Origin of the sequence: Saccharothrix syringae (genome assembly GCF_009498035.1) — a bacterium.
In the GTDB taxonomy this organism is placed as follows: Bacteria; Actinomycetota; Actinomycetes; order Mycobacteriales; family Pseudonocardiaceae; genus Actinosynnema; species Actinosynnema syringae.
Map to the genome: position 1 here is coordinate 1,403,130 of NZ_CP034550.1, position 21,157 is coordinate 1,424,286.

At 73.2% G+C, this 21,157-nt stretch carries 17 protein-coding genes and 1 pseudogene; 10 read left to right on the plus strand and 8 right to left on the minus strand.

What is annotated here, in order from left to right; genetic code table 11:
* Positions 1–56: 56 nt before the first annotated feature.
* Positions 57–5,009: an NAD-glutamate dehydrogenase gene (locus EKG83_RS06595; RefSeq protein ID WP_033427668.1), complete on the plus strand. Its 4,953-nt coding sequence runs from the start codon at positions 57–59 to the stop codon at positions 5,007–5,009.
* An 18-nt stretch (positions 5,010–5,027) separates the two neighbouring features.
* Here the strand turns inward: EKG83_RS06595 and EKG83_RS06600 are convergent, their stop codons facing one another.
* Positions 5,028–6,134 (minus strand): serine hydrolase domain-containing protein, encoded by a 1,107-nt coding sequence (locus EKG83_RS06600; protein ID WP_033427667.1) that lies wholly within the window; start codon positions 6,132–6,134, stop codon positions 5,028–5,030.
* A gap of 57 nt (positions 6,135–6,191) precedes the next feature.
* Between EKG83_RS06600 and EKG83_RS06605 the strand changes: the two genes are divergently transcribed.
* A complete protein-coding gene (locus EKG83_RS06605; protein WP_211268981.1) occupies positions 6,192–6,650 on the plus strand; it encodes a MarR family winged helix-turn-helix transcriptional regulator in 459 nt (152 codons plus the stop codon).
* A 58-nt stretch (positions 6,651–6,708) separates the two neighbouring features.
* On the opposite strand, the gene EKG83_RS06610 is transcribed toward EKG83_RS06605, so the two are convergent.
* Positions 6,709–8,277 carry a carbohydrate-binding module family 20 domain-containing protein gene (locus EKG83_RS06610; protein ID WP_228122524.1) on the minus strand — a complete coding sequence of 523 codons (1,569 nt, stop codon included), beginning with the start codon at positions 8,275–8,277 and terminating at the stop codon, positions 6,709–6,711.
* A gap of 220 nt (positions 8,278–8,497) precedes the next feature.
* On the opposite strand from EKG83_RS06610, the gene EKG83_RS06615 reads away from it, so the two are divergent.
* Genes EKG83_RS06615 through EKG83_RS06635 form a run of 5 tightly spaced genes read left to right on the plus strand, consistent with a single transcriptional unit; the run spans position 8,498 to position 13,126 of the window.
* Positions 8,498–10,048 carry a glycoside hydrolase family 13 protein gene (locus EKG83_RS06615; RefSeq protein WP_033427665.1) on the plus strand — a complete coding sequence of 517 codons (1,551 nt, stop codon included), beginning with the start codon at positions 8,498–8,500 and terminating at the stop codon, positions 10,046–10,048.
* Between the two features lie 11 nt (positions 10,049–10,059).
* Positions 10,060–11,052 carry a LacI family DNA-binding transcriptional regulator gene (locus EKG83_RS06620; protein WP_194282999.1) on the plus strand — a complete coding sequence of 331 codons (993 nt, stop codon included), beginning with the start codon at positions 10,060–10,062 and terminating at the stop codon, positions 11,050–11,052.
* Between the two features lie 53 nt (positions 11,053–11,105).
* On the plus strand, positions 11,106–12,026 hold the full coding sequence (locus tag EKG83_RS06625) for a DNA glycosylase AlkZ-like family protein (RefSeq protein WP_194283000.1): 921 nt from the start codon (positions 11,106–11,108) through the stop codon (positions 12,024–12,026).
* A 52-nt stretch (positions 12,027–12,078) separates the two neighbouring features.
* Positions 12,079–12,510, plus strand: a complete 432-nt coding sequence (locus tag EKG83_RS06630; RefSeq protein WP_033427809.1) for an acyl-CoA thioesterase — start codon at positions 12,079–12,081, stop codon at positions 12,508–12,510.
* The gene (locus EKG83_RS06635; RefSeq protein ID WP_153277916.1) at positions 12,503–13,126 is read left to right on the plus strand and encodes a hypothetical protein; all 624 of its coding nucleotides are present in this window, start codon (positions 12,503–12,505) and stop codon (positions 13,124–13,126) included. Before EKG83_RS06630 ends, EKG83_RS06635 begins: the two co-directional genes overlap by 8 nt.
* 49 nt (positions 13,127–13,175) lie before the next feature.
* Here the strand turns inward: EKG83_RS06635 and EKG83_RS06640 are convergent, their stop codons facing one another.
* From EKG83_RS06640 to EKG83_RS48905, 5 genes and pseudogenes are all read right to left on the minus strand, one after another.
* The gene (locus tag EKG83_RS06640; RefSeq protein WP_051764398.1) at positions 13,176–14,771 is read right to left on the minus strand and encodes a glycoside hydrolase family 13 protein; all 1,596 of its coding nucleotides are present in this window, start codon (positions 14,769–14,771) and stop codon (positions 13,176–13,178) included.
* A 57-nt stretch (positions 14,772–14,828) separates the two neighbouring features.
* Positions 14,829–15,215 carry a globin gene (locus EKG83_RS06645; RefSeq protein WP_033427662.1) on the minus strand — a complete coding sequence of 129 codons (387 nt, stop codon included), beginning with the start codon at positions 15,213–15,215 and terminating at the stop codon, positions 14,829–14,831.
* A gap of 530 nt (positions 15,216–15,745) precedes the next feature.
* Positions 15,746–16,630: a mechanosensitive ion channel family protein gene (locus EKG83_RS06650; RefSeq protein ID WP_033427807.1), complete on the minus strand. Its 885-nt coding sequence runs from the start codon at positions 16,628–16,630 to the stop codon at positions 15,746–15,748.
* A 20-nt stretch (positions 16,631–16,650) separates the two neighbouring features.
* A complete protein-coding gene (locus tag EKG83_RS48900) occupies positions 16,651–17,871 on the minus strand; it encodes a prolyl oligopeptidase family serine peptidase (protein WP_265590317.1) in 1,221 nt (406 codons plus the stop codon).
* Between the two features lie 61 nt (positions 17,872–17,932).
* Positions 17,933–18,829, minus strand: a pseudogene (locus EKG83_RS48905) (prolyl oligopeptidase family serine peptidase); the annotation flags it as partial.
* A 65-nt stretch (positions 18,830–18,894) separates the two neighbouring features.
* Here EKG83_RS48905 and EKG83_RS06660 point away from each other — a divergent pair.
* Complete coding sequence (locus EKG83_RS06660) at positions 18,895–19,554, plus strand: HNH endonuclease (RefSeq protein ID WP_228122525.1); 660 nt, start codon at positions 18,895–18,897, stop codon at positions 19,552–19,554.
* Between the two features lie 9 nt (positions 19,555–19,563).
* On the opposite strand, the gene EKG83_RS06665 is transcribed toward EKG83_RS06660, so the two are convergent.
* Entirely contained in the window at positions 19,564–19,908 is a 345-nt protein-coding gene (locus EKG83_RS06665) for a hypothetical protein (protein ID WP_153277917.1), read from the minus strand.
* A gap of 474 nt (positions 19,909–20,382) precedes the next feature.
* On the opposite strand from EKG83_RS06665, the gene ctaJ reads away from it, so the two are divergent.
* Entirely contained in the window at positions 20,383–20,628 is a 246-nt protein-coding gene (gene ctaJ / locus EKG83_RS06670; protein ID WP_033427660.1) for an aa3-type cytochrome oxidase subunit CtaJ, read from the plus strand.
* Entirely contained in the window at positions 20,615–21,097 is a 483-nt protein-coding gene (locus tag EKG83_RS06675; RefSeq protein WP_033427659.1) for a DUF5130 family protein, read from the plus strand. Before ctaJ ends, EKG83_RS06675 begins: the two co-directional genes overlap by 14 nt.
* The last annotated feature ends 60 nt before the right edge of the window (positions 21,098–21,157 follow it).

Sequence of the window (21,157 nt, forward strand, 5' to 3'; positions counted from 1 at the left end):
AAGTGGTGTGCGGACCCGGTACACAGAGGTACCGGATAGCGTGGAGCCGCCTGAACATGACCTCGACTGGAGTCCCGTCCCGATCCGAGCACGCCACCGGCAACGGCGCCGTGGCCCGCGTCGCCAGCCCCGAGCAGGCGCGTGACGAGCTGATCGAGCGGGCCGCCGCCAACGCCCCCGAGCTCTCCGACCTGATCCGCCTGTACTACCGGCACGTCCCGGCCGAGGAGGTCATCGACGACGACCCGGTGGACCTGGTGGGCGCGGTGCGCTCGAACTTCCAGCTCGCCGAGACCCGGGTGCCGGGTCGCCCGGTGGTGCGGATCCTCAACCCGACACGCGCGCACGACGGCTGGGCCTGCCCGGCCACGGTCGTGCAGGTGATCACCGACGACATGCCGTACCTGGTCGACTCGGTGGCCTCCGAGCTGACCCGCGGCGGCGTGCAGGTGCAGCGCGTGGTTCACCCGATCGTGGTGGTGCGCCGGGACCTGGTGACGGGCGCGCTCGGGGAGGTCCTGCCCACGGCGGACCCGGCCGAGCCGCCGTCCGACGCGATCGCCGAGTCGTGGATGCACATCGAGGTCGACCTGCTCACCGACCCGCACCGGGCCCGTGAGCTGGAGACCAGGCTGCACACCGTGCTCAACGACGTCCGCGAGGTCGTCGAGGACACCGGCAAGATGACCGGCACCGCGCTGTCGCTGGCCGACGAGCTGGAGGCGTCACCGCCGCCGCTGCCCCGGCACGAGGTGTCCGACGGCGCGAGACTGCTGCGCTGGCTCGCCGCCGACCACTTCACCTTCCTCGGCTACCGCCGCTACGAGCTGGTCCGCGACGACCCGGCCACGGCCGGCGAGCCCGCCCTGCGCGCGGTCCTGGCCAGCGGGCTGGGCGTGCTCAGACAGGACAGCCTCGCGGCGCGCAGCCTGACCGCGGGTCCCGACGCGGGCGCCCAGGCGCTGTCCCCGGAGCTGCTGGTGCTCACCCAGGCCAGCGCCCAGTCCAGCGTCCACCGCTCGGTCTACCCGTACTACGTGGGCGTGAAGACCTTCGACGCCGACGGCAACGTGACCGGCGAGCACCGCTTCCTCGGCGTCTTCTCCACCACGGCCCTGCACGAGGACGTGCTGGACATCCCGGCCGTCGAGCGCCGGGTGCGCGACGTGATCCACCGCGCGGGCTTCCCGCTGCACTCCTACTCGGGCCAGCAGATGCTGGAGGTGATCCAGAACTACCCGCGCACCGAGCTGTTCTCGGTCGACCCGGACACGCTGTACCAGACCGTGACGGGCGTGATCGCGCTGGCCGAGCGCCGCCGCCTGCGCCTGTTCCTGCGCCGCGACCCGTACGGCCGCTTCTTCTCCTGCCTGGTCTACCTGCCGCGCGACCGCTACACCACGACCTCGCGGCTGGCCATGCAGGAGGTGCTGATCGACCAGCTCGGCGGCGTGAACCTGGAGTACAGCGCGCGCGTCGGCGAGTCCGCGCTGGCCCGCGTGCACTTCACCGTGCACACCGAGCCGCAGCGGCAGGTCGAGCCCGACACCGGCCACATCCAGCAGCTGCTGGCCGAGGCCGTGCGCTCGTGGGACGACCGCATGGTCGAGGCGGTGCTGGAGCAGGGCCACGGCCTGGGCGCCGAGTCGTCCTCCGAGCAGGGGCAGCGCATCGCCGCGGCGTTCCCCGAGGCGTACAAGGAGGACTTCGCCGCGGCCGAGGGCCTGGCGGACTACCGGCGCATCGAGGCGCTCAAGCCCGGTGACCTGGACATGGTCTTCTACGTGCCGCGCGACGCCGAGGCGGGCGAGCGCCGCTTCAAGCTGTTCCTGGCCGGCGGCCGGATCACCCTGTCGGACGTGCTGCCGATGCTCCAGCGCATGGGCGTGGTCGTGGCCGACGAGCGCCCGTACGAGCTGGTCCGCGACGACGGCACCGAGTGCTGGATCTACGACTTCGGCCTGCGCATCGACCAGGCGACCCTGGACAAGCTGTCGCAGGAGGACGCGGAGGCCGTCCGCACCCGCTTCCAGGACGCGTTCGCCGCGATGTGGCGCGACGAGGCCGAGGTGGACGGCTTCAACACGCTGGTGCTGCGGGCGGGCCTGACCTGGCAGCAGGCGGCGATGCTGCGCGCCTACGCCAAGTACCTGCGGCAGGCGGGCACCCCCTACAGCCAGGACTACATCGAGGACGCCGTGCTCGGGCACACCGAGGTCGCCACGGCCCTGGTGCGGCTGTTCGAGGCCCGGTTCGACCCCAGCCTGGACGACGCCCGGCGCGAAGGCCGCACCGAGCAGCTGGCCGGTGAGATCACCGCCCTGATCGACGACGTGACCAGCCTGGACGCGGACCGCATCCTGCGCAGCCTGCTCACCCTCGTGCAGGCGACCCTGCGCACGAACTACTTCGTCCGCGACGCCGACGGCAACCCCCGCCCCTACCTGGCGGTCAAGCTCGACCCGCGCGCGATCCCGGACCTGCCGCAGCCGCGGCCGCGGTTCGAGATCTTCGTGTACTCGCCGCGCGTGGAGGGCGTGCACCTGCGGTTCGGCCCGGTCGCCCGCGGCGGGCTGCGCTGGTCCGACCGGCGCGAGGACTTCCGCACCGAGGTCCTGGGCCTGGTCAAGGCGCAGGCGGTGAAGAACGCGGTGATCGTGCCGGTGGGCGCGAAGGGCGGGTTCGTGGTCAAGCGGCAGCCCGCGCCGACCGGCGACCCGGGCCTGGACCGCGAGGCGTTCCTGGCCGAGGGCATCGCCTGCTACCGCATGTTCATCTCCGGCCTGCTCGACCTCACCGACAACCTCAGCTCGGGCACGGTCATCCCGGCGCCGCAGGTGGTGCGCCACGACGGCGACGACACCTACCTGGTGGTCGCGGCCGACAAGGGCACCGCGTCGTTCTCCGACATCGCCAACGACGTGTCGGCCTCCTACGGCTTCTGGCTGGGCGACGCGTTCGCCTCCGGCGGCTCGGTGGGCTACGACCACAAGGCCATGGGCATCACCGCCAAGGGCGCGTGGGAGAGCGTGAAGCGGCACTTCCGCGAGCTGGGCGTCGACACCCAGGCCCAGGAGTTCACCGTGGTCGGCGTCGGCGACATGTCCGGCGACGTGTTCGGCAACGGCATGCTGCTCTCCGAGCACATCCGGCTGGTGGCCGCGTTCGACCACCGGCACGTGTTCATCGACCCGAACCCGGTCGCCCAGCTGTCCTACGCCGAGCGCAAGCGCCTGTTCGAGCTGCCGCGCTCCTCGTGGGACGACTACGACCGCTCGCTGATCAGCGAGGGCGGCGGCGTGTGGCCGCGCACGGCCAAGTCGATCCCGGTCAGCGAGCAGGCCCGGGTGGCGCTGGGCCTGCCCGAGGGCGTGACCAAGCTGTCGCCGCCCGAGCTGATGAAGGCGGTCCTGCTCGCCCCGGTCGACCTGCTGTGGAACGGCGGCATCGGCACCTACGTCAAGGCGTCCACCGAGTCCCACGCCGAGGTCGGCGACAAGGCCAACGACGCGATCCGCGTCAACGGCGCCGACCTGCGCGCCAAGGTCGTCGGCGAGGGCGGCAACCTGGGCCTGACCCAGCGGGGCCGCATCGAGTTCGCCCGCGCCGGCGGCAAGGTCAACACCGACGCGCTGGACAACTCGGCGGGCGTGGACTGCTCCGACCACGAGGTCAACATCAAGATCCTGCTCGACGAGCTGGTCCGCGACGGCCGGCTCGACACCGGGCGGCGCAACGAGCTGCTGGGCCAGATGACCGACGAGGTCGGCGAGCTGGTGCTGGCCGACAACTACGCGCAGAACTTCGTGCTGGGCGTGTCCCGCGCCCACGCCGCGCCGATGGTGTCGGTGCACGCGCGGCTGGTCGCGGACCTGGAGCAGCGGGGCGCGCTCGACCGGGCCCTGGAGGCGCTGCCGTCACCGGCGGAGTTCAAGGCGCTGGAGAAGTCCGGCGAGGGCCTGACCTCGCCGGAGCTGGCCACGCTGCTCGCGCACGTGAAGCTGGCCCTGAAGGAGGAGGTGCTGGCCAGCGACCTGCCCACGGTCGACGTGCTGGCCCGCAAGCTGCCCGACTACTTCCCCAGCGAGCTGCGCGAGCGGTTCACCGACGCGGTCGCCGGGCACCCGCTGTCCCGCGAGATCATCACCACGGTGCTGGTCAACGAGGTCGTCGACGGCGGCGGCGTGTCCTACGCGTTCCGGCTGGCCGAGGAGACCAGCGCGTCGGCGACCGACGCCGTGCGCGCCTACACCGTGGTCACGGCGGTATACGGCCTGCCCGCGCTGTGGCGGGAGATCCAGGCGCTGGACAACGTCATCCCGACCCACGTCCAGGACGCCATGGTGCTGGAGAGCCGCCGCCTGCTGGACCGGGCGTCCCGCTGGCTGCTGACCAACCGCCCCCAGCCGCTGGCGGTCGGCTCGACCATCAGCCGGTTCGGCCCGGTGGTCGCGGCCCTGGCACCGCGCGTGCCCGAGCTGCTCAAGGGGCAGGAGGCGCAGTCCTGGGCGGAGCACACCGAACGCCTGGTCGCGCACGGCGTGCCGGAGGACCTGGCGCGGCGGGTGGCGTCGCTGCTGTTCACCTACGCCCTGCTGGACGTGACCGAGGTGGCGGAGCTGGCCGAGCGCGAGGACGGCGCCACGGCCGGGCGGGAGCGGACGCACGAGGAGACCGCCGAGCTGTACTTCGCGCTGTCCGAGCACCTGGACATCGACCGGATGCTCAGCTCGGTGTCGAACCTGGAGCGCCTCAACCGCTGGCACTCGCTGGCGCGCCTGGCGCTGCGCGACGACTTCTACTCGTCGCTGCGGGCGATCACCGTCGACGTGCTGCGGTCCGCGGACCCCGGTGACGGCCCGGACGAGAAGATCGCCGCGTGGGAGCAGGCCAACTCGTCCCGGCTGGGCCGGGCGCGGGCCGCGCTGGCGGAGATCAACCGGGTGACCAGGCTGGACCTGGCCACGCTGTCGGTGGCGGCGCGGCAGGTGCGCAGCATGATCCGCTGACGCCCGCGCGGGCGCCGGTCACCGGTAGAGCGCGTCGGTGATCGGCGCCCAGCGCGGGTCGGGCCCGGCGGGCGTGAGGACGGGCCGGTTCGGCGCGTACCCGAGCGCGAGGCCCAGGTCCGGGTCGGCGAACGCCAGCGCGCCGCCCGCCCCGGTGTGGCCGAACGCCCGCGGGTTGGGCGAGTACGGGCGCAGCGCGTTGGGCAGCATGTAGCCCAGGCCGAACCGGGTCGGGCCGCCCAGCACCTCGTCGTGGCCCTCGCTGCGCGGCGCGGTGGCCTCGGCCAGGGCGGTCGGGGGCAGCAGGTCGCCGATCCGCCCGAGCAGCCGGGCCAGCGCGCGGGCCGTGGCGTGGCCGTTGGCGGCGGGGACCTGGGCGGCGCGCCACGCCGGGGTGTTGACCACGCCGGGCACCACGAGGTCGGCCGGGTTGGCGAAGGCCAGCGCGGTGATCGGCGCGGGCGGCGGCCCGGCCGGTCCGGCTTTCGGGGACGGCCCGCCCGGCCCGGCCCCCGGCGGCGGTCCACCCGGCAATCCGCCCGGCCCGGCCCCCGGCGGCAGCACGAACGCGGGTTCACCGGGTCCCGGCCACCCCAGCGGCACGCCCAGTTCGGCGGTCAGCTCGCGCGGTTCGCGGCCGGTGGCGCGGCGCAGCACCTCGCCGACCAGCCAGCCGAAGGTGACCGCGTGGTAGCCGTGCCGCGTGCCGGGCTCCCACCACGGCCGCTCGGCGGCCAGGGCGGTGGTCATCGCGGTCCAGTCGTAGAGGCTGCCGGCAGGCAGGGGCTCGCGGATCGCGGGCAGGCCGGCCCGGTGCGACAGCAGGTCGGCCACGGTCGTGGCGGTCCCGAACCCCGGCCAGTACGCGGACACGCGCGCGTCGAGGTCGAGCAGCCCGTCGCGGGCGGCCAGGTGCGCCGCCGTGGCGAGCACGGCCTTGGACACCGAGAACACGTTCACGGCGGTGTCGCGCTCCCAGGGCAGCCGCCCGGCCTCGTCGCGCGTGCCGTGCCACACGTCGACCACCAGCCGCCCGCCGGCCACGACCGCCAGCGCGGCACCACCCTCGCCGACCCCGTCCCGAAAAGCCTCGACGACGTGCTTGAACGCCGGATCGCAGATCATCGCCCCAGTCCTCAACCTAGGTTGCTAAACCAGGGTTGAACATGTCAGCATCCGCCGGTGCCGTCAACCCCCGACCTCACCCTGCTGTTCACCGCGCTGGCGGCGTCCTGCGACGCGGCCGTGCGCGCCCGCATGGCCGACGCCGGTCACCCCGGGGTCCGCACCGTCCACGGGTACGTGTTCCAGCACCTGCTCGTCGGGCCGGTCCGCGTCACCGACCTCGCCGACCTGCTGGGCATGACGGCCCAGGGCGCGTCGAAGGTGGTCGCCGAGATGGAGCGCGTCGGCTACGCCGTGCGGCGCCCCGACCCGCACGACAGCCGCGTCCGGCTGGTGGAGATGACCCCGCGCGGCCACGAGGCGGTGGCGGCGGGGAGGGCGGCCCGCGCCGAGGTCACCGCCGAGCTGCTGGCCGGCCTGGGTGACGACGCGGGGCCGGTGGTGCGCGCCCTGGACTCGCTGGCCGACCGCACCGGGGCGATGCGCGACCTGATGGCGCGTCGGCTGCGGCCCTGACCGGGAGGACGCCGGCGGCGGGACCGGGGTTCCGGTCCCGCCGCCGGGCGTCACCGCGTCAGTTCCGCCAGGTGTCGGACGGCGAGGCCGGGACCGTGGCCGTGCGGTTCGCGCCGCTCTCCCACGTCACCGCCCCCGAGGCGTCCTTGCGCACGTACTTGTACTGGATCGCCGTCCCGGTGGGCAGCGACAGCGATGCCCGCCAGGTCGGGTAGGTCGCCGCGGACAGCGGCACCGCGTTGGCCGGGTTCCACGAGCCCAGGGACGCGTGGTCGCCGACGACGAAGATGTTCTGGCCCGGCGACGTGGTGGCGCTGACCGCGAACGACACCGTCCCGGTCGGCGGGGGAGTGGTGCCGCCGCCGGTCGCGCCGGTGTGCAGGGCCAGCGCCTCGCCGGCGCCGAGGGTGGCGGTGAACTGGCCGTTCGAGCCCACCGACACCGCGGCGCAGCCGTCCCGCTGGACGTTGCAGTAGCTGCCGGCCGGCAGGGAGGTCTGGAACGTGCGGGTCAGGGGCGTCGACTCGCGGTTGATCACCACGAAGCCCTTGGTGCCGCGGCCGAAGGCGATGGCGTCGCCGCCGTTGTCCCACCAGTTCGTCACGGCCGTGCCCGCCACGGTGTTGCGGAACTGGACCATGTTCGCGATCTGCGTCCACCGGTGCTGGCACTTCCACCCGGACGTGTAGCACTCGGCACCGCCGGGCGGGCCGGCGTCGTGGTCGCTGAACTCGTAGCCGGAGTACACGTTCGGGGCGCCGTACGGCCACGCGAGCATGAAGACGTTCGCCAGCGTGTACGTGGAGCCGTCCTTGTACGACAGGGTGGAGCCGTTGCGCTCGGTGTCCCAGTTGTCCACGAACGAGCGAGCCTGGTTGCTCGGCAGGTAACCCCACGACTGCCCGAAGGTGCTCAGGTAGGCGAGGTTCTCGTTGGTGAAGATCCGCTTGATGTCGTAGGCGTAGCGGAACTCGTCGACGTCACCCGAACCGGTGTACTCGCCCGGCTGGACCGCCTCGCCCGCGCCGTAGATCACCTCGTGCACCCAGAACACGTTCGGGTTGCTCAGCCGCGACTTGATGGCCGACAGGTCGGCCGCCGCGACGTGCTTGGCCGCGTCGATGCGGAAGCCGTCCACGCCCAGGGAGATCAGGTGGTTGAGGTAGGTCGCGATCCGGCCGCGCACGTAGTCGCTGCCGGTGTTCAGGTCCGACAGGCCGACCAGCTCGCAGTTCTGGACGTTGTCGCGGTTGCGGTAGTCGCTGATGCCGGTGCGGCAGGAGTGGAAGTCCGGGTCGCTGTAGGTCCCGGGGTAGTCGTACTTCGTGTAGGACGAGCCGCCGGTGCCGGTGCCGGACCCGGCGCTCATGTGGTTGATCACCGCGTCCGCGATGACCTTCACGCCGGCCGCGTGGCAGGCGGCGACCATGTTCCGGAACGCGGCCTCGTCACCGAGCCGGCCGGCGATCCGGTAGCTGACCGGCTGGTAGGAGGTCCACCACTGCGAGCCCTGGACGTGCTCGGTGGCGGGCGAGACCTCGACGAACCCGTAGCCCTTGGGCCCGAGCACGGTGGTGCACTCGCTCGCGACCCGCGAGAACGGCCACTGGAACAGCGTCGCGGTCACGTCCTTCGCCGAGGGCGGGCTCGCAAAACTTTGCGGAACGACGAACAGGCTCAGCAGCAGGGTGGCTGTGGCGAGCAGGGCTCGCCGGGGTGCGGAAACCACGTTGTCTCCTTGGCTGGCAGGGAATGTGTTCTAGGTCATACCAGTTGCGGGACTTGCTGAAAACACTTGCAAAGTATTTCATTGCCCTCCGGCCGACCCGACCCGGAAGGACACCCCCATGACGCAGGACTGGTGGCGCGAGGCCGTCATCTACCAGGTCTACGTGCGCAGCTTCGCCGACTCCAACGGCGACGGCGTCGGTGACCTCCCGGGCATCCGCTCCCGGCTGCCGTACCTGGCCGGGCTGGGCGTCGACGCGGTGTGGATCACCCCGTTCTACGCCTCGCCGATGGCCGACGGCGGCTACGACGTGGCCGACTACCGCGCCGTCGACCCGTCCTTCGGCGAGCTGGAGGACGCCCGGCTGCTCGTCGAGGACGCGCACGCGCACGGCATCCGGGTGATCGTCGACCTCGTGCCCAACCACACCTCCGACCGGCACGCCTGGTTCCAGGAGGCGCTGCGCGCCGGGCCGGGCTCGCCCGAGCGCGCCCGCTACCACTTCCGCGACGGCCGGGGCGACCAGCCGCCGAACGACTGGGAGTCCGTCTTCGGCGGCCCGGCGTGGACCAGGACCGCCGACGGCCAGTGGTACCTGCACCTGTTCGCGCCCGAGCAGCCCGACCTGAACTGGGGCCGGCCGGAGGTGCGCGAGGAGTTCCTCGACGTGCTGCGGTTCTGGCTGGACCTGGGCGTGGACGGGTTCCGCGTCGACGTGGCGCACGGCATGGTCAAGGCCGACGGCCTGCCCGACGTCGGCACGCCCGGCCACCTCAAGCTGCTGGGCACCGAGCCGCTGCCGTTCTTCGACCAGGACGGCGTGCACGAGATCTACCGCGACTGGCGCAAGGTCCTCGACTCCTACCCGGGGCAGCGGATCGGCGTGGCCGAAGCGTGGACGCCCAGCCCGGAGCGCACCGCCCGCTACCTGCGCGCCGACGAGCTGCACCAGGCGTTCAACTTCCACTACCTGACCGCGGGCTGGGACGCCGCCGCGCTGCGGGCCGTCATCGACGACTCGCTGGCCGCGATGGCCCCGGTCGGCGCGCCCACCACCTGGGTGCTGTCCAACCACGACGTGCAGCGGCACGCCACCCGCTACGGCAGCGTCACCCGCGCCCGCGCCGCCGCCCTGCTGATGCTCGCCCTGCCCGGCAGCGCCTACGTCTACCAGGGTGAGGAGCTGGGCCTGCCCGAGGTGCTGGACCTGCCCGACGACGTGCTCCAGGACCCGGTGTGGGAGCGCTCCGGCCACACCGACCGGGGCCGCGACGGCTGCCGCGTGCCCATCCCGTGGACGGCCGAGGGCCCGTCGCTCGGCTTCGGCGACGGCGGCTCGTGGCTGCCGCAGCCCGCGTCCTGGGCGGAGCTGAGCGTGGCGCGGCAGCAGGGCGACCCGAACTCGGTGCTGGAGCTGTACCGCTCGGCCCTGCGCGCCCGGCGCGCGCACCCCGACCTCGGCGCGGGCTCCGAAGTGGAGTGGCTGGACGTGCCCGGGGGCGTGCTGTCGTTCCGCCGCAACAGGTTCACCTGCGTGGTCAACCTCGGGACCGAGGTCGTCCGGCTGCCCGCCGACGGCGAGGTGCTGCTGTCCTCGTCGGGCGTGGCGACCGACGGCGCGGACCTCCTCGTGCCGCCGGACACGACCGTGTGGCTCTCGCGCCCGTAGAGTCACCCGATGTGACAGCGCGGCTCAGTGACATCGCGACCCAGGCAGGCGTGAGCGAGGCGACGGTCAGCCGCGTGGTCAACGGCAAGCCAGGCGTCTCCGCGGCCACCCGCCAGGCCGTGGTCGCCGCGATGGACGTCCTCGGCTACGAGCGCCCGCCGCGCCTGCGCCAGCGCAGCGCCGGGTTGATCGGGTTGATCACCCCCGAGTTGAGCAACCCGATCTTCCCGGCGTTCGCGCAGGTCATCGAGCAGGTGCTGACCCGCGACGGGTACACGCCGGTGCTGTGCACGCAGACACCGGGCGGCTCGACGGAGGACCAGCTGACCGACATGCTGGTCGACCGCGGCGTCAACGGCATCGTGTTCGTCTCCGGCCTGCACGCCGACACCACCGCCGACAAGGACCGCTACGTCAAGCTCGCGGGCCGCGGCGTGCCGTTCGTCATGGTCAACGGGTTCACCGACCAGGTCTCCGCGCCCTTCGTGTCGGTGGACTACCGGGCGGCGGCGCGCCTGGCCGTGTCCCACCTGGTGGAGCTGGGGCACGACCGGATCGGCCTGGCGGTCGGCCCGCCGCGGTTCGTGCCCGCGCAGCGCACCGTGGAGGGCTTCGCGCTGGCCCGCCCCGGCGCCGGCGACCTGGTCGAGCACTCGCTGTTCACCGTCGAGGGCGGGCAGGCCGCGGCCAACGCCCTGCTCGACCGCGGCTGCACCGCCATCGTCTGCGGCAGCGACCTCATGGCGTTCGGCGCGATCCGCGCGGCCCGGCAGCGCGGCCTGCAGGTGCCCCGGGACGTGTCCGTGGTCGGCTTCGACGACTCGCCGCTGATCGTGTTCGCCGACCCGCCGCTGACCACCATCCGCCAGCCGGTCGAGGCCATGGGGCAGGCCGCCGTGCACGCCCTGCTGGAGGAGATCGGCGGCACGCCCGCGCCGCACGCCGAGTTCGTGTTCCAGCCCGAGCTGGTGGTCCGCGGCTCGACCGGCGCCCGCCCGAGGTGAGCCCCCTCGTTCGGCGGATGCGGGCCCAGCGCCTGTCCCGCCCGGCCGCGGACGTGGACGAGCTGCTGGGCTCGGTGTTCGCGTTGCAGGCCCAGGACGTGCCCGCCGCACGGCTCGCGGCGCGCGCCAGGGGCGTGAGGTTCCTCGACGGTCCCGTGGTGCGCACGTGGGCCATGCGCGGCACCCTGCACCTGCTGCACGAGCGCGACCTGTGGGTGGTGCCGCTGCTGGCGCCGGTGTTCATCGCGGCCGGTCGGCGCAGGCGGTCGCAGCTGGGGCTGACCGACGAGCTGTGCGCGCGGGCGCTGCCGGCGCTGCGCGAGGTGCTGACCGGGCCGCTCGACCGCGCCACCGCGGTCGCCCGCCTGGCCGAGGTCGGCATCCCGCTCGACCCGAGGTCGCAGGCACCCGCCCACCTGCTCGCCTACGCGGCGTACTCGGGCGTGCTGAAGCGCGGCCTGGACGACACGTACGAGTTGTTGCACATCGACTGCGAACCACGCGACGTGACCGAGCTGTGGCGCCGCTACCGGCGTGCCTACGGCCCGGCCACGCCCGACGACTTCGCCGCGTGGAGCGGGCTGCCCAAGCGCGGCCTCCGCGACCTGCCGCCGGTCGACGACGAGGCGTTCGGGGAGGTCGACGGGGTGTCGGGGCCTGCCGGAGGGGCGGCCGGGTGCGCCGGGGCAGCCGGGCCGACCGGCGTGGTCCGGATGCTCGGCCACTTCGACCCCTACCTGCTCGGCTACCGCGACCGGTCCGCCATGCTGGACCCGGCGCACGCCCGGCTCGTCCAGACCGGCGGCGGGTTCCTCACCCCGCACGTCGTGGTGGACGGCCGCGTGGTCGCCACCTGGCGGCGCGTCGGCGGGCGGATCGAGGTTCACCCCTTCGGACCTCGCCCGGACGTGGCCGAGGAGGTCGCCGACCTGGGGCGCTTCCTCGACGTGGACGCCGCCTTAACCTGGGTGTAGCACGTGGATAGGGTCTCGGCCACCGATGTCGACCGCGGGAGGCGCGTTCAAGTTGGGTGTGTTCGTCACGGGTGTGCGCCCGCGCTGGTCCGACATGGACGCGTACGGCCACGTCAACCACGCCAACACGGTCACGCTGCTGGAGGAGGCGCGGATCGACCTGCTGTTCACCGAGGCCGCCCGGCACGGCGTGCCGGAGATGGCCAGGGGCGTGGTCGTGGCCCGGCTGGTGGTGGACTACCTGGCGCCGCTGGTGTTCACCGGTGACGAGGTGCTGGTGGAGATGTCGGTGCGCGAGCTGAAGTCCGCCTCGTTCACCCTCGACTACGCCGTCCGCGGCGGCCGCCGCGAGGGCAGTGCCGTGGTGACCAAGGCGGAGACCCTGATGGTCCCCTACAACCTGGAGGCGGGGCGCCCCCGCCGCCTGCTGGATGCCGAGCGCGACTTCCTCGCCGGGTGGCGAGCCGGAGGTAATGGTGCCTGAGTTGGTCCTCGACCCCGCCGAGCGCGACGACCTGGGCGCGTTCGTCGCCCGAGCCGTCCGCCTGGACCAGCAGGCGGTGGTGCGGCTGCGCAACCGCGAGTCCGGGAACCTGGTGGACGCGTGGGTGGCGACCCCGTTCGACGCCCTGGCCACCCGCACGGTGGCCGGGCGGGTGAGCCCCGGTGACGTGACCGTGTCCGCGACCGACCTGCTCACCGGCCTGGCGGTGGTGCGCAGCGAGGTCGTCGACCCCGGTCCGGCGCGGGACATGATGTGGCGCTCGGCGCTGCCGCCGACGGCCGGCTGGCTGGCGGTGGACCGGCTGCCCGGCAGCGTGGTGTCCGAGCTGGCCGAGAAGGGCGTCGCGGTGGCGCGGGAGAACGCGGGACCGCGCGGCACGCCGCCCGCGTCGCTGCTGGACCAGACCGTGATCACGGTCAGCGGGTCCGGGCTGGACGTGAAGGTGCCGATGCGGTGCCTGTTCGCGCTGTCCGGGATGGGGTTCCTGGGCGGTGACGACGTGCGCGTCACCGCCACCGACTCGTGGCTGCGCATCGACGCCCGGTTCGGCGCGGTGGTCCGCCGCCGCCACTCCATGCTGCCGCTGCTGGTCTGAGGCCCCGGGCGGCCCGGGCGCGCGGTGGGCCGCGCGCCCGGGACCCCGGTCAGACCAGCCAGACGGCCGTGTCGGGCGGCAGCTGGTTGCCGTCCATCGGGCCGCTGGCCAGCAGCACCTCGCCGGGCGGCAGCGGCACCGGGGCGCCCGAGGTGTTGAGCGCGCAGATCAGGCCGCCGCCCTTGCGGCGGAACGCGAAGCAGCCCGCCGGGGCGCCGTACCACTCCAGCTCGTCGCCGGTGAACGCCTGGTGCGACTTCCGCAGCTCCAGCGCGTGCCGGTAGAACGAGAGCATCGAGTCCGGGTCCTCCAGCTGCGACTCGGCGGTCAGGCCCGCCCACTCGTTGGGCTGGGGCAGCCAGGTGGTGACCCCCTCGGTGAACCCGAACGGCGGGGTGTCGCCCTCCCAGGGCAGCGGGACGCGGCAGCCGTCGCGGCCGCGCCTGGTGTGGCGGGAGCGGGTCCAGATCGGGTCCTGGAGGGCCCAGTCGGGCAGCTCCACGTTCGGCAGGCCCAGTTCCTCGCCGTTGTAGAGGTAGACCACGCCGGGCAGGGCCAGCTCGACCAGGGCCATGGCGCGGGCCCGCTGCCGGCCGATCGAGCCGTCACCGTAACGGGTGACGTGCCGGACCACGTCGTGGTTGGACAGGGTCCAGGTCGGCGGCGCGCCGGTGCCGCGCACGGCCGCCAGCGAGTGGTCGATGGCCGCCCGCACCGCGTCCGCGTCGAACTCCGCCTCGACCAGGCGGAAGTTGAACCCCAGGTGCAGCTCGTCGGGGCGGACGTAGCGGGCCCACCGCTCGTCGTCCTTGACCCAGATCTCGCCGACGGCCATCCGGCCCGGGTACTCGTCGACGACCTTGCGGATCATCCGGTGCACCTCGTGCACCCCGTCGTCGTCGAAGCGGGGGTCGAGGGCGTTGTCGTGCCGGACCCCGGAGCCCAGCTCGGCGCGCGGGTCCACGTCGGGCAGGCCCACCGGCTTGGCCATGCCGTGGGCGACGTCGATGCGGAACCCGTCCACGCCCCGGTCCAGCCAGAACCGCAGCGTGCGGGCCAGGTCGGCGGACACCTCGGGGTTGTCCCAGTTCAGGTCCGGCTGCTCCGGGGCGAACAGGTGCAGGTACCACTGCCCGTCCGGCAGGCGCGTCCACGCGGGGCCGCCGAACTGGCTGGGCCAGTTGTTCGGCGGCAGGGACCCGTCGAAGCCGCCGCCCTCGCGGAAGACGTAGCGGGCCCGCTCGGGCGACCCGGGACCGGCGCGCAGGGCGGCCTGGAACCACGGGTGCCGGTCGCTGGTGTGGTTGGGCACCAGGTCGATGGTGACGCGGATGTTGTGCGCGTGCGCCTCGGTGACCAGCCGGTCGAACGCGTCGAGGTCGCCGAACAGCGGGTCGACGTCGCGCGGGTCGGCCACGTCGTAGCCGTGGTCGGCCATCGGCGAGGTGAAGAACGGCGTGAGCCACAGCGCGTCCACCCCGAGCAGTTCGAGGTACCCGAGCCGGGAGCGGATGCCGTCGAGGTCGCCCACGCCGTCGTCGTTGGCGTCGGCGAACGACCGGACGTAGACCTGGTAGAAGACGGCGTCACGCCACCAGGCGGACTCGTCGGCGATCTCTGGTTGGAGGTCGGAGGATCGTCGCACGAGAAGTCATCCTGCCATTCGCGGCCGACGGCACGACCTCGTTCGGGTGAGCAAGGATCACGCCCAGGCGTTCATCAGGCTGTTGGCGGCCATGTCGAGGTAGGCCCAGAGCTGCTTGCGGTGCTCGGGGGACAGCTCGACCGAGTCGACGGCGACCTCCATGCAGCGCAGCCAGGCGTCCCGCTCCACGGGACCGATGACGAACGGGGCGTGCCGCATCCGCAACCGGGGGTGACCGCGGGTGTCGGAGTAGGTGTGCGGGCCGCCCCAGTACTGCATCAGGAACAGCCGGAAGCGCTCCTCGGCCGGGCCCAGGTCCTCTTCGGGGTACAGGGGGCGGAGGATCGGATCGGTGGCTACCTCCTGGTAGAAGCGCGCGACGATCCGGTGGAACGTGTCGTACCCGCCCACCGCTTCGTAGAAGTTCTCCGGAGGATTGGTCACCCCTCCATCCTGCCTCAGGTGCCGGGGCGGGGCCCACGCCCACCCGGTGTGGGCCGAGTCGCGGTCGAGCCGGGTTCGAGCGGGAAGCGAGCCGGGGTCGGGGCTGCCGGGGCCGGTGGGGGACGGGACCTGCGGCGGGGTTGTCGGGTGGCCGGGCACGTGGGCCGGGTGGGGGACCGGCCCTGCCGGGCGCGGGGTCAGGGGACGTGCGGGGCCGCGGGTGGGGCGGGGGCCGGAAGAGGACCAGTCCGCGACCGGGGTCGCGAGCTGGTGAGCAGGATCACGGACGGGGCTGCGAGGCCCGGGTCGCGCAGCCCGGGTCGCGCAGCTCGGGTCGCGCAGCTCGGGTCGCGCAGCTCGGGTCGCGCAGCTCGGGTCGCGCAGCTCGGGTCGCGCAGCTCGGGTCGCGCAGCTCGGGTCGCGCAGCTCGGGTCCCGCAGCTCGGGTCCCGCAGCCGGGGCATCAAGCCGCGGTCACGGGGCCGAGACCACGGAGCCAAGACCACGGGGCCGAGGTCACCCCCGCCGGCGTCACGATGCCTTGAGCGAGATCCCCGCGTCCTCCAGCGCCGGCATGAGCTTGGCCCGCAGCGCGCGCTGCACGGCCCACTGCCGCCCCGGCCGCACCTTGACCGTCACGCGCATGGTGATGCCCTCCGGCGTCACCTTCTCCACACCCAGGACCTGCGGCTTGTCCGTCACGTCCTTGGCCAGCAGCTCCTCCGCCGTGGCCTCCTCGGCCGCCACGGTCAGCACCTCCGTGGCCGAGGCGAGGTTCGCGCCGTAGGCCAGCGGCAGGTCGACCACGGCCACCGCGAAGCCCTGCGACGAGTTGCCGACCCGCATGATCTCGCCGTTGCGGACGTACCAGACCGTGCCGTTGGTGTCGCGGATCGTGGTGATGCGCAGGGCCACCGACTCGACCGTGCCCGTCGCGGGCCCGAGGTCGACCACGTCGCCCACGCCGTACTGGTCCTCCAGCATCATGAACATGCCGGCCAGGAAGTCCTTGACCAGGTTCTGCGCGCCGAAGCCGATCGCGACGCCGAGGATGCCCGCCGAGGTCAGGATGGGTGCGACGTTCATGCCCAGCTCGGTCAGCACCTGGATGAACGCGACGCCGAAGACGATGATCGTGACGAACGACTTCAGCACCGAGCCGATGGTCTTGGCCCGCTGCTCCCGCCGCTCGGAGGCGAACGCGCCCAGCGCCTGCGGCGCCCGCTCGCGCAGCGGCTTGAGCAGCTTGGGCTTGCGACCGCCGTTGCCGCGGGTCATGCCGTCGATGAGCCGCCGCAGGACCGCTCGGATGATCACCGCGACCACCACGATCAACACGATCCGCAGCGCGCCGCCCGCGATCCTGGGGCCGTTCTCGACCCACCACTCGACTGCGAGCGTCCGCTCCACGTCCACCACGAAGCAGTCCTCCCGATCTACAACTCGAGGCCCGTCGCCCAGGCCAGGAAGGTCAACTGGTCCACGGCCAGCCCGACGGACCGGCTGACCGACCGCCCCGCGTGCCCCACCTCGGTCTCCCGGCGGATGAGCACCGGGTGCTTGGTCGGATCGCTCGCCGACGCGTGCTGCAGCGCCGCGCACATCTTCCGGGCGTGGTTGGGGTCCACGCGGCTGTCCGACTCGAAGACCGTGAACAGCACCGAAGGGTACTCAACCCCCGGCCGCACCCGGTGGTACGGGGAGTAGGACAGCAGCCACCCCAGCTCCTCCGGCACGGCCGCCGACCCGTACTCCTCCGCCCACAACCGCCCGAGCAGGAAGTTCTCGTACCGCACCATGTCCAGCAGTGGCGCCGAGCACACCACCGCCGCGTACAGCTCGGGCCGCTGCGTCAGCGCCGCCCCGACCAGCAGGCCGCCGTTCGAGCCGCCCATGACCGACAGCTGCTCCGGTGTCGTCCACCCGTCCGAGACCAGCCGCTCCGCCGCCGCGTGGAAGTCGTCGAACACGTTCTGCTTCCGCGACCGCATCCCGGCCTTGTGCCATTCCTCTCCCTCCTCGTCGCCGCCGCGCAGCGACGCGTGCGCCCACACCCCGCCCGCCTCGACCCACGCCAGCGTCGTGGCGCTGTACCCCGGCCCGCGCCCGACGGCGAACCCGCCGTACCCCGTCAGCAGCGCCGGCCTGGGCAGGTCCGGGTCCCGCGTCCCGGACACCACGAACATTCGCACGACCGTCCCGTCCGCCGACGGGTACGAGACCTGCTGTGTGGACAACTCCGGGATCGTCACCCGTCCGGGGGCCGGGGTCTCCAGCGAGACGACGCCCCCGGACAGCGAGAACCGGTACACCGACAGGGGCGTGACGAAGTCGGACCAGCCGAACCACAGCACGTCGCGGTCCGCAAGGGTCCGCTCGTCGACTGTGGACAACCCGTGCACCGACCCCGTCCCGGGGAGCGCGATCTCCCGCAGCCACGTGCCGTCCGCGGCGTGCAGGTGCAGCTCCGAGACCGCGTGCCGGGTCCGCAGCACCACCAGCGACCCGTCCAGCGGCACGACCGCGTCCAGCACCGAGTCCGGTTCCTCGGCCACCAGCTCGGTCCACGCGGTCGGCTCCGCCGGGTCGGCCACGCACAGCCGGAACCGCGGCGCGCCCAGGCTGGTCAGCAGGTACAGCCGCCCGTCGGCGCCCACCCCACGCCGAGCACTGCGCCCCGTCGTCGGCCGAGAGCACCGGCCGCAGCTCCCCGGAACCGCGCAGGTCGGCGATCCACACCGAGTCCCGCCGCACGGTCCCCGGCGCGCCGACCACGACCAGCCACCGGCCGTCCTCGGACACCGTCAGCCCGTAGTAGTAGGTGTGGTCGAGCCCGTCGCCGTGCACGTTCACGTCCGAGGCGGTCGGCGCGCCCACCCGGTGCCGCCACACCCGCCGGTGGAACTGCCGCTCGTCCTCGGGCACCAGGTCGGGGTCGAGCCGCCGCACGTAGAAGAACTCCTCGCCGCCGGGCAGCCACCCCACCGGCGAGTACCGGCAGCGGTCGACGGGGCCGTCGAGCAGCTCGCCGGTGTCCACGTCGACCACGTGCAGCAGGGAGTGCTCGTCGCCGCCCACCGATACCTGGTACGCCAGCCGCGTGCCCTCCAGCGACGGCGACCAGCGGTCCAGCGTGGTCCGCCCCGACGGGTCGAGCGCCGACACGTCGAGCAGCACCCGCTCCACGCCGTCGACCCGCACGTAGAGCACGGGGTGGTCCTGGTCGGGGTCGCGGCGCGTGTAGAACACCCGGCCGGCCCGCCGCACCGGCACGCCGACGGACCCGGTGCGCATCAGCTCGGCGAGCCGCGCGCCCAGCCGCTCGCGGCCCGGCATCGCGTCCAGCCACGACCGGGTGAGGTCGTCCTGGGCGGTCGACCACGCGTCGGTGCGCGGGTCGGCCGGGTCCTCCAACCAGCGGTAGGGATCGGCCACGGCGTGCCCGTGCAGGTCCTCGACGAGGTCGAGCCGTTCGGCGGTCGGGTAGGTGGTCGTCGCAGGCAGCGCTGCGCGGGGAGGCTCGGTCACCCCGCCGAGCGTACCGACAGATTTGAAAACGATCGTCGATAGGGGTGGGTTCACCGAAGTTTTGGCCACGGCTCCGTGACACGTCACATATCACAGGTGATTTTTCACCGTGATCTGTGGTCTCCTAGGTCTGAACCGGTGGAGGTGGTCGCGTGCCAGACCGACAACCCACCCCGATCGGCGCCCTGGCGAACGCCGGGATCGCGTCGTCGGCCCCGTACGGCCCGAAGCAGCCCGGCGTGCACGCCGTGGCGGTGGGCGGGGAGGGAGCCGGTCCGGCCCCCCTGGTGCTGCCCTGGGGGAGGCGCAAGGTCCTCCTCCTCAACGCCACCTTCGAGCCCCTGACCGCGCTGCCGCTGCGGCGCGCCGTGGTGCTCGTGGTGTGCGGGAAGGCGGAGGTGGTGCACGGCGACCCGGCGGGCGCCGTCGTCCACTCCTCGACGGCCCAGGTGGTGGTGCCGTCGGTGATCAGGCTGGCGAACTACGTGCGGGTGCCCTACCGCGGCCGGGTCCCGCTGACCCGCGCCGGGCTGATGCACCGCGACCGGTACCGCTGCGCGTACTGCGGCGGGCGCGCCGAGACCATCGACCACGTGGTGCCGCGCAGCAGGGGCGGCGCCCACTCGTGGACCAACTGCGTGGCCTGCTGCGCCCGGTGCAACCACCGCAAGGCCGACAAGCTCCTGTCGGAGCTGGGCTGGCGGCTGCGGGTGGTGCCCGCCGCGCCCCGCGGGCCGCACTGGCGGCTGCTGGCCGGCGTCACCGAGGCCGACCCGCTGTGGCTGCCCTACCTGGGCGAGCCCGCGGCCTGACGCGCCCCTTCACGCCGCGAGGGCGAGGTCTTCGCGGCGCACCGTGATGCGCACGGAGTCCGATGCCGTGATCCGGACCGAGTCCGACGCGGTGATCCGGACCGAGTCCGACGCGGTGATGCGGACCGAGTCGTCGGCCGTGATCCGGACCGAGTCGGACGCCGTGATGCGCACCGAGTCCGAGGCCGTGATGCGGACGGAGTCGTCCGCGGTGATCCGAACGGAGTCCCGCGCGGTGATGCGAACCGAGTCCGGGGACGACGCCTGAGCCTGAACAGTGGTAACGCTCTGCTCCGATCGGGTGTACGGCGAAAGGGTGAGGGTAGCAACGTGAAAGCGCTTCACGGTGTACATGTCGTGTCCTCCGGGCCTCGTGAGGCGGGACTTTTGATCCCTCAAGGGATGCGCAAGAGCCGTACAGGTGAAAAGTTAGAAGCCGAGTGGGCCCGGGACAAGACGCCAAACCGGCCGCCATTCACCTCCTTCCGGGGGAAGCCCGTCCGGGTGCACGCGCTGCGACGAACGACCCGCCGGCCTGCTGCATCCGGAGCCGATCACCGCGGGCGGTGGCATCGCCCCAGGTAGGGGGTCGGCCGCGACGGGCCTCCCCAAGCCTCGCCGGGTGCCCTGCTTTCGTGAGGGGAGTGGTCCGCCGGTTACCTACCGGGCGGTCGCGAGCGGAACGTGATCGGGGCCCGCGGCGGCGGGGCGGCGTTCACAGACGGCGCGGCCGCCGGCGGGTGGTGCGCGCGGCCCCCAACCCCCACCAGTGCGGAAAGGGGTGACCTCGACCTGAGGCGGGCAGCGGGATCGGTTACCGTAACCGCCGTGACCATCGTGGAGACCGTGCTCGTCTTCGCGCTGATCCCGCTGGCCATCTACGGCGTGATCGCGCTACTGACGCTGAGGCCGAAGGCCACCCGCATCCAGCGGTACCGGCCCGGTCAGGAATGGGATTACGCGCCCGTCTGGTGGACCGCCAACCCCGCCGGCCTGCCCGGTGGCGCGCACCAGGTCGCCGCCGCGCCGGTCGAGGGCCGCACCGCCGTGGGAGGCGCTCGTGGCAACTGGTGAGCTGACCCGAACCGAGGTGGACCCGTCGACCCTGCCGGTCGGCGCCGCCGTGACCAACAGCGGCCGCGTGTCCGCCGCGAAGATGTACGAGCCGCACGCGCCGAGCCTGCCGTTCACGCCCGTGCAGCTGTCCACGCTGGACGAGGTGCTGACCGTGGCCGGCCGCACCACCGGCCTGGACTTCAGCGTCTACCTGGGCGGGCTGGGGCCGGACTCGCGGGCGCGGGCCGAGGAGCTGCACGCCTCCACGCCGAACCCGGCCAACGCCGTGCTGGTCGCGGTGTCGCCCGGTGAGCGCGTGGTCGAGGTGGTGACCGGCGAGGAGTCCCACCGGCGCCTCGACGACCGCGGCTGCAAGCTCGCGGTGATGAGCATGATCGCCTCCTTCAAGGAGGGCGACCTGGCGGGCGGCCTGATCAGCGGCCTGCGCATGCTGACCGACCAGGCCGGGTACGCGCCCCGCCGCTGAACGGCTCCGACGCGAGGAGGCCCCGGCTGCCCGGCCGGGGCCTTTTTCGTGCCGCCGGCT

Coding starts and splice junctions, on each gene's coding strand:
- EKG83_RS06595 (WP_033427668.1), top strand. CDS start 57: ATGACCTCGACTGGAGTCCCGTCCCGATCCGAGCACGCCACCGGCAAC.
- EKG83_RS06600 (WP_033427667.1), bottom strand. CDS start 6,134: ATGATCTGCGATCCGGCGTTCAAGCACGTCGTCGAGGCTTTTCGGGAC.
- EKG83_RS06615 (WP_033427665.1), top strand. CDS start 8,498: ATGACGCAGGACTGGTGGCGCGAGGCCGTCATCTACCAGGTCTACGTG.
- EKG83_RS06665 (WP_153277917.1), bottom strand. CDS start 19,908: ATGTACACCGTGAAGCGCTTTCACGTTGCTACCCTCACCCTTTCGCCG.